We start from the raw sequence: 4,980 nt of genomic DNA on the forward strand, positions 1-4,980 counted from the left end.
GGGGCTTTATAACTACTATAGCGATACTCCCGTGAGGCGCTGATGGCTCGATTCGGATTTGTTGGCGGAACATATCAGTCCATCAGCCCCAACTTTGCTTCAGACTTCTGCATGAATTTCTACCCGGAAGTTATCGAAAGCGGAACGGGAAAAAGCGGCATGGGATTGCTAGGCACGCCCGGTCTTTCTCTGTTTTGTTCGCTATCTGGCCCTTCGGTGAGAGGATTTCTTACATTCAACGGCAGAGCGTTTGCATGCTCCGGCACCACATTCTATGAAATATTCGCGGACATGACCACGCTTGTTCGCGGAACGATTCTGAATGATAGCGCGGTTGTTTCGATGGTTGCGGGACCGAATCAGGTAGCCATTGCCAGCGCGGGGACACTGTATGTGTTTGACTTGAATGCAAACACACTGACGGCGATATCTTCAGGGGTTATCACCAATGTAGGGCAAGTGGATTTTTGCGATGGGTTTTACCTTGCGTTGCTCAGGAACTCGAATCAAATTCAGGCATCGAATCCCCTCGATGCGACGACATGGCCCGGAGCATCCGTAGCGCAGGTTTCGGTTTTCCCTGACATTGTGGTTTCGATGAAGGTTTTGCATCGGGAGATTTGGCTATTGGGACTGAAGGCTGGTACGACGTATTACGATGCCGGAAGTTTCCCTTTTCCATTTCAAGTCAATTCGAGTGCGGGTGTAATGGAGCAAGGCTCGGCGGCTGCGAATAGCACAGCGATTCTCGATAACACCCTGTTTTGGGTTGGGCAGGATTCACGCGGAGGAGGGATTGCATGGCGCGCAAACGGATATGTGCCGGAAAGGATTTCTACGCATGCAGTTGAGTATGCTTGGAGGCAATATTCGACAATTTCCGATGCCATTGCCTATGGCTATCAAGAAGAAGGGCATTCCTTCTATGTAGTTCTGTTTCCGACCGCAAATGCGACGTGGGTTTATGATGTGGCAACGCAACAATGGCACGAGCGGGGAGTGTGGAACGGATTCGCTTTTACCGGACATCGTTCTCAGTTTCATGTTTATAGCTTCGGAAAGCATCTGGTAGGCGACTGGATGAGCGGGAACATTTACGAAATGTCATTGGCTTATTTGTCAGAACCTCAAGGAAACATTCGCCGGGTGAGACGTTCGCCGTTTGTATCGAACGAGCAGCAATACATTTTTCACAACTCGCTGCAAGTAGATACGGAAGTCGGACTGGGGCCAATTCCCCCGCTCCTCGATGGGCAAGGCAATCCTCGCGGACCTTCCATGATTCTCAGATGGAGCGATGATTCGGCCAAGACGTGGAGCAACTCTTATTCTCTCGATTGCGGGCAAGCGGGAGAATATCGCAAGCGAGTTATCTGGCGCAGGCTGGGAAGGTCACGAGAAAGGATTTATGAGGTTTCCGTGAGTGACCCGGTACCGTGGAGAATTGTGGATGCATATCTGGAAGCGACTGGCTATACGCTGCCATCGGAAAGGATTGCAAGCCAAGTGAGGAAAGTATCGTGAGCACTGGACCTGTTTCTCCATTGACTAGCGTGACAGTGGTGGTGGACAAATCTGGAAAGCCGACGCAGCAGTCGGGGCGGTGGTTTAATACCGTCGGGCAATATCTGAATTCATTGCTTGGGCCGTTGGGATTCGGAAATGGCGGCACCGTAACTATGCAGACAAAGGCAATTGGTACAGGTGGCGGCCCTACAAACCCGCAGCAGCCTGTAACGTATCGTCAAATTTCAGTGAATGGAGTGGTCTATTGGATACCGCTATTTCAGTAGGATTGCGAGTAATGAGAATCGTGATGGAAGAGTCGGGCGTTAAACAGCTTGGCGAAGCCACTACTTTCGAGGAATTGGGAATGGATTCTCTGGATTTTGTTTCCATGATTCAGGCCATAGAAAAGGAATTTGGGCCTATTCCTAAGTCGCATCTGATTGGCATCGAGAATGTCGGCAATCTGATTGATGTGGTGGAGGCTATGGAATGCTGACGTTTCAGACGGAAAAGTGGTCTGAGATTGTTTCCGAGATGCAGACTATGTTCGAAGCGCATTACAAGGAATTGGCCTTGGACCAGGACAGGATCGCTCTCGCTCCTAATACAGAAATGTATGAAGAGGCTGACCGGCGCGGACTTATGCATTTGGCTACGGTGCGGGAAGATGGAAAGCTGGTGGGATATTTCGTTTCTGCTGTGCTTCCGCATCTTCACTACAAGAATGCGGGTCCAATGAGTCAGACGGATGCTTATTTCGTTTTGCCGGAATATCGCAAGGGCGGATGCGGGGCAAAGTTTCTTATGTTCGTCGAAGAAAGTTTGAGAAATCGTGGCGTTACGAAGATGTATGTAAGCACCAAGCTGCATAGTGACCATTCGGTCTTGTTCGAGAAGTTGGGATTTCGTGCTACAGACACAGTTTTCACGAAAATGCTGAGGTAAAAAATGGGAATGGGAACGGCGGGAGGATTAGCAATTGGAGCGGGTTTGGGAGCGGCAGGCTCTTTGGGCGGAGCCGCCATTGAATCAAATGCTGCGGGAAATGCTGCTGGCGTGCAATCGAATGCCGCAAAGTTTGCGGCCATGCTTCAGGCGGAAGAAGCGCAGCAAGGGTTGCAATTGCAGGCTGGGCAGTACAATAATTCTCAGCAGGAGATTTCTCCCTATCTCCAAGGTGGAACCAGTGCGCTCGTCAACCTTGAAAATCTTCTTGGTGTTCTACCTTCATCTTCTGCTAATCAGAGTCTCTATTCTCCTCAGCCGTTGCAAGTGCCTTCTATAAATTATCCCGGAACGAACACGCCGATTAATGGCACGTCGATGGGAAGTCCATCGGCTACGCCGAATATGGGTGGAACACAAAGCATCGGAAACCGTTCACCCGGAATGCCCGTGCCCGCTTCGAGTGGAGGGGTTGGAAGTCCCATCGCTTCTCCGGTAATGGGAGGAATTCAATCGTTTGCGCCTCCGGCTGGCTCTGCTGGTATTCAGCCCGCGGGTGGAGCGCAGCCGGGACTCGCTGCAAGTCCTAAGCCGGGAGGCTCGACGCAGACGCTTGGGTCGCTTGTCAATCCTTCGCTTGGCGCGACCGGCTCTCTCATGCAACCGTGGACGCAGCAATTCCAAGCGCCCACGGCAGAGCAAGCGGAGCAATATCCAGGCTATCAGTTCCAGTTGCAACAAGGTTTGTCGGCACTGAAAGATTTAGCGGCAGCGCAGGGAGGATTGCTGAGTGGAAACACAGGAGAAGCTCTTACCAACTACGCTCAACAGGCAGCGCAAAGCGATTACGGGAATGTCTACAACCAGGCCCTTAATCAGTATCAGATGGGTTATAACCAATTCCAGCAGAATCAGGCAAATCAATATAACCGCTTGGCCTCTCTCGCGGGTCTTGGACAGGTTTCGGCAGGGCAGCTAAGTTCGTCTGGGTTGAATACGGCAGGAAACATGTCCAATACTTTGCTGGGGGCAGGTGGGCAGATTGGCCAAGACTTCCAGAATTCTGCTGCCGCTACAGCGAGCGGATATGTGGGCGGGGCGAATGCCATTGCCGGAGGATTGAGCGGAGCCACATCGAATCTGGGACAATTGTTGAGCCTTTATTCCTTGCTAGGAAAGAATAATTCTGGTTCCGGTGGGGCAAGCCAATGGCCGATAGGAGTTTGAGATAATGGGCGGAATACCTCTTCCAGCATTGGCAGTACAGCCTCCTCCGCAACAGCCGGGGCCGCTTGACCAATATAGGCAGCTTGTGGCTTTGAAATCATTGCTGGGCGGCCAGCAGCTACAGCAGCAACAGATTCAAGGAGCGCAGCTTGAGAATCAGCAAAGGCAATATCAGCTTGGGCAAACACAGGCCGTCAATCAGGCATACAGAGACGCTCTGAAAGTTAATCCCGATGGGCAGCCATCCATCGACACGAATATGCTCAGTCAAAGTTTGGCATCGAGCGGGCATGGAGAAGCGATTCCAGGGATTCTAAAGAATACCGCTGACTATCAGAAGTCAATGGCCGATGCATCGAAAGCGCAGCAGGATGTGCAGACCTCGATGCAAGATGCGATGGGAAGCGTAGGGAAGGCGATTCAGAATGCGAATTATGACCCGAATCTTGCTGACCTTCTCTTGCAGCATCAACTATCCATGCCCGGAGTGCCTCCGCAATACCAGCAAAGACTGCAACAGGTTGACCAACAAATAAAACAGAATCCTGGCTTGGTGAGGCAGATTGCCGACAGTTTGGTTGCTTCTTCGCAGAAGCAGCAGGAATTCCAGAATCAGTTGCAGGTAGCTGGCATTCGTGCGGGAACTCCTGATGCGAAGGAGCTTGCTTCATTTCTTCAGCAGAATCCTGGGAAAACAGCGGCTGATTATCCAGCATGGAAAGCGCAACAAGTTGGTCAAGCTCAGATTGCCACGCAGACTAGCCCAGCAGCTCTACAAGGTGCAGCTCAAAAGGCCGCTGCGGAGGAGGCAGCCCGAATCAACGTGCAGAATTCTCCTGCTGCCGTACAGGGAGCCGCCAACAAGGCAAAGGCAGTGCAAGCGGCCATTGCCAGTGGGAGCGGTGCGGCGCTTGCCAACGTTCCTCCGCATCTTGTTCCTGCTGCCACGGCAGCGGCTCAGAAGGCGGGCGAGGCTTATAGCCAAGCGGAGCAAGCTGCGGATGACATGAAGTCCATGATTGATATGGCGAACAAAGGAAATAAAGTAGCCTACGCCTATTCTCCTGTCACCGGAGTTTTGCAAATCAATGTGGCTGGTCAGACGAAGCGCATGAATATGAATGAAATCGAACAATATGCCGGTGCTGGCTCGGCGCTCGATAAAATCACCGGATTCCTTGGAAAACAGGCGAGCGGTGCTTCTATTCCCGCAGATGTTTTGAAGGATATGAGTACGGTCAGCGAATCTTATCGACAGAATGCTGCTACGAAATTCCAGCGTGATTTGGATGTTACGAA

Annotated in this window: 6 protein-coding genes; all 6 read left to right on the forward strand. The window is 51.6% G+C overall.

Annotation, left to right across the window (positions count from 1 at the left end; all coding sequences use genetic code 11):
- Positions 1 to 42: 42 nt before the first annotated feature.
- Complete coding sequence (locus tag KGI06_05900) at positions 43 to 1,524, forward strand: hypothetical protein (GenBank protein ID MDE1871743.1); 1,482 nt, start codon at positions 43 to 45, stop codon at positions 1,522 to 1,524.
- Between the two features lie 20 nt (positions 1,525 to 1,544).
- Complete coding sequence (locus tag KGI06_05905) at positions 1,545 to 1,793, forward strand: hypothetical protein (GenBank protein MDE1871744.1); 249 nt, start codon at positions 1,545 to 1,547, stop codon at positions 1,791 to 1,793.
- Entirely contained in the window at positions 1,772 to 2,005 is a 234-nt protein-coding gene (locus KGI06_05910) for an acyl carrier protein (GenBank protein ID MDE1871745.1), read from the forward strand. The genes KGI06_05905 and KGI06_05910 overlap by 22 nt, the downstream gene beginning before the upstream one ends.
- Positions 1,999 to 2,454: a GNAT family N-acetyltransferase gene (locus tag KGI06_05915; protein ID MDE1871746.1), complete on the forward strand. Its 456-nt coding sequence runs from the start codon at positions 1,999 to 2,001 to the stop codon at positions 2,452 to 2,454. The genes KGI06_05910 and KGI06_05915 overlap by 7 nt, the downstream gene beginning before the upstream one ends.
- Positions 2,455 to 2,457: 3 nt before the next feature.
- Positions 2,458 to 3,681, forward strand: coding sequence for a hypothetical protein (locus KGI06_05920; GenBank protein ID MDE1871747.1), 1,224 nt, complete (start codon positions 2,458 to 2,460; stop codon positions 3,679 to 3,681).
- A gap of 91 nt (positions 3,682 to 3,772) precedes the next feature.
- A partial coding sequence (locus KGI06_05925; protein MDE1871748.1) for a hypothetical protein occupies positions 3,773 to 4,980 on the forward strand: 1,208 nt, incomplete at its 3' end.

The organism is Candidatus Micrarchaeota archaeon (assembly GCA_028866575.1).
Lineage (GTDB): Archaea > Micrarchaeota > Micrarchaeia > Micrarchaeales > Micrarchaeaceae > UBA12276.

What these genes read in the sequence shown, in the direction of transcription:
- KGI06_05900 (MDE1871743.1), top strand. Translation starts at nt 43, where the DNA reads ATGGCTCGATTCGGATTTGTTGGCGGAACATATCAGTCCATCAGCCCC.
- KGI06_05915 (MDE1871746.1), top strand. Translation starts at nt 1,999, where the DNA reads ATGCTGACGTTTCAGACGGAAAAGTGGTCTGAGATTGTTTCCGAGATG.
- KGI06_05920 (MDE1871747.1), top strand. Translation starts at nt 2,458, where the DNA reads ATGGGAATGGGAACGGCGGGAGGATTAGCAATTGGAGCGGGTTTGGGA.